This window comes from Enterococcus ratti, from assembly GCF_001886195.1.
GTDB classification, from domain to species: Bacteria; Bacillota; Bacilli; order Lactobacillales; family Enterococcaceae; genus Enterococcus_B; species Enterococcus_B ratti.
In genome coordinates this window covers 1-1,303 of the sequence record NZ_JXLB01000056.1, presented here as the reverse complement: position 1 = coordinate 1,303, position 1,303 = coordinate 1, and the positions used below count along the sequence as shown (strand labels likewise).

2 protein-coding genes are annotated in these 1,303 nt (G+C 31.6%); one reads left to right on the top strand and one right to left on the bottom strand.

Features of this window, described 5'->3' with window-relative positions:
* Window positions 1–508: toxin Cry1Ac domain D-VI-related protein (locus RV14_RS11635; RefSeq protein ID WP_245785512.1), on the bottom strand; the 508-nt coding region annotated here is incomplete at its 3' end.
* 480 nt (window positions 509–988) lie between these two features.
* Between RV14_RS11635 and RV14_RS11630 the strand changes: the two genes are divergently transcribed.
* Window positions 989–1,303: hypothetical protein (locus RV14_RS11630; protein WP_143139773.1), on the top strand; the 315-nt coding region annotated here is incomplete at its 3' end.

Here is a 1,303-nt window from a genome sequence, read left to right as displayed (position 1 = left end):
GTTCCGTTGCTTGTTTTGCAGCTTCTACAGATGCATCGAATACTTTTTGGGCACTAGCAATTCTTGCTAACAAGGCAGTTTTTACATCGCTATTTGCTAATGCATTAACCTTTGCCTTGGCATCATCAATTTGTTCTTGTGTATTCGTTAATTTTGGTACAAGACCATTAAATAACGCATTCACTGCTGCTGTAGCAAGTTGTATTTTTCCGAATTCATCTCCTGATTTATCTAAGGACTGCTTGGCTGTAGCTTGGTTAATTTGATCTACTTCATCTGCTGTTTTGCTATTTGAAACTGCTGATGAAGATGAAGCAGTTGCTGTGGCAGCTGTTTCTGAATTTTTAGTGCTTTTTTCAGCTGTTGTGGGTTGATTTGTTTCTGCTGCATAAACCAATGAAGTTCCTGCATTGGCAGTGCTTGAAACAAGCAACAATCCTGTGGCTGATGCTGCTAGTAATTGTTTGCGAATTTTTTTGGCTTTTGTGAGATTTTTTTTCTTTGACATTACTAGATCCTCCTACCTTTAAATGCTAGATTATGCAACAAAACATTCCTGTTTCGTTGTTAAAACAAGTATAGAATGGTCAATAACGCATTTTTTCTAAATTTTTTTGAACCCATGCTTTCAAAATCAAAAAAATAAAAAGTAATGACTTATTTTTTACTAGAAAATATGTATTCGTTACATAAAACCTCACAATAAACCACTCAAGAAAAACATTTCGACATTTTTTTCATTTTTATTTGTATATCATTTCACTTATGAAAACCTATTCTCTGTTTGTAAAACAAATATCATTCTATAAATAACATATAATTTTTTATTATTTACATAATATTCTACTTATCTCTCCATTTTCACATAATAAAATAAATTTATTTTTTTCATAAAAATAAAACAACACATTTTTTTATTTTAATGTTATTTTTTTATCATATTAAATTTACTTATATATATGTAAATGAAAGGACGGAATTAGACAAAATGAGAAAGAAAAAAAATCTCACAAAAGCCAAAAAAATTCGCAAACAATTACTAGCTGCATCAGCCACAGGATTGTTGCTTGTTTCAAGTACTGCTAATACAGGTACTTCATTGATTTACGCAGCAGAAAAACAGCAACCTACAACAACTGAAAAAAACACTAAAAATTTGGAAACAGCTTCTTCATCTTCGCAAGTAGCTTCAGACAAATCAGTGAATCCATCAGTAGTAACTAACCAAACGAAAACCGCTTTGCGCAAAGGCACTCAAAAAGCAGGTACCCAAGTGCAAAACTTACAAAGTGACTTAAATGAT